Annotated in this window: 1 protein-coding gene; it reads left to right on the forward strand. The window is 33.2% G+C overall.

Translation table 11 applies throughout. From position 1 onward, the window contains the following. Positions 1–1338: glutamate--tRNA ligase (gene gltX / locus PHQ99_06735; protein ID MDD4289267.1), on the forward strand; the 1338-nt coding region annotated here is incomplete at its 5' end. Positions 1339–1494: the final 156 nt, after the last annotated feature.

Below are 1494 nucleotides of genomic sequence, written 5' to 3' on the forward strand. Positions count from 1 at the left end.
CGAATTGAAGACACAGACAGACTAAGGTCAACACCTGAGGCTGTTAAGGCAATTTTAGATGGCATGAAATGGTTAGGTCTCGATTGGGATGAAGGCCCGGAAGCAGGAGGTGAATATGGCCCATATTTTCAAATGCAAAGACTTGAAACTTATAAAGAATATACTGACAAACTTTTAGCTGATGGAAAAGCATATGAATGTTATTGTACAGCTGAAGAATTAGAAGAAAGAAGAAAAATACAACTATCTAAAGGTGGAAATGCATTATATGATCGTAAATGTCTTAATTTGAGTAAAGCAGAAAAAGAAAAGTTTAAACAAGATGGACGGAATCCTGTGATTCGATTAAAAATGCCAGGTACTCAAATTATTGTTAATGATTTAATCAAAGGTAGAATGGAATTTGATAGCAGTCTGCTAACTGATTTTGTTATTATTAAATCAGATGGTATACCTACTTATAACTTTGCAGTAGTTATTGATGATATTTTAATGAAGATATCATTGGTTATGCGTGGTGATGATCATATCTCAAACACGCCTAAACAGATAGTTATTTACAATGCATTAGACGCTGAAGTACCTTATTTTGCTCACATTCCAATGATTATGGGTCCGGATAATACACGACTGAGCAAGAGACATGGGGCAACTTCAGTTATGGCATATAAAGAAATGGGGTTTTTACCCGAAGCAGTTGTTAACTATATTGCACATTTAGGATGGTCTTCTGGAACTAATCAGGAAGTATTTACGATTGATGAGTTAATAAAGGGGTTTACTCTAAAAAAAGTATCCAGTCATTCTGCCATTTTTGATATGGAAAAATTAAACTGGTTTAATGGAGAATACTTGAAAAAGATGACTGAAGAAAGATATGCTGAGATGTTAGTACCATATTTACAGGAAACTGGTTTAATTGGTGATTCTATAAGTGATGAGCAGTATGTCTGGCTAAAAAAGGTAATATCTTTAATGAAAAGCAGAGTAAGAAATTTCAGGCAATTTTTAGAATATGCAGATTATTTTTTCACAGATAATTTTCAAGTTGAAAAGGATGCAGTGAAAGTACTTAAACAAGAAGGAGTTAGAGAAACACTTGGTGAATTGGCAAAACAATTAGATAAGTTAAATGATTGGTCTGAAGAAAATATTGAACAAGTAGTTAGAAATATTGCAACTGAAATGAATTTAAAGGGTAAGCAGATTATTCATCCTACCAGGGTTTCACTTTCGGGAAAAAAGGTAGGGCCAAGCTTATTTGCATTAATGGAAGTTTTGGGAAAAGAGATAAATGTAAACCGTTTAATGCAATCAGCCAAGGAATTAGAGCAATAATTAATAGAAATTATAAAAAAATATTAAGATAATTGGAATAAATATTTGACCTATGAGAAATATGTTGTAAAATATTAATGTTGACAAATAATTATTGAGGGATCGTCTAGTGGTAGGACACCAGACTCTGGATCTGGGAACGGTGGTTCGAGCCCA

The organism is Atribacterota bacterium (assembly GCA_028703475.1).
Lineage (GTDB): Bacteria > Atribacterota > Phoenicimicrobiia > Phoenicimicrobiales > Stramentimicrobiaceae > JAQVMU01.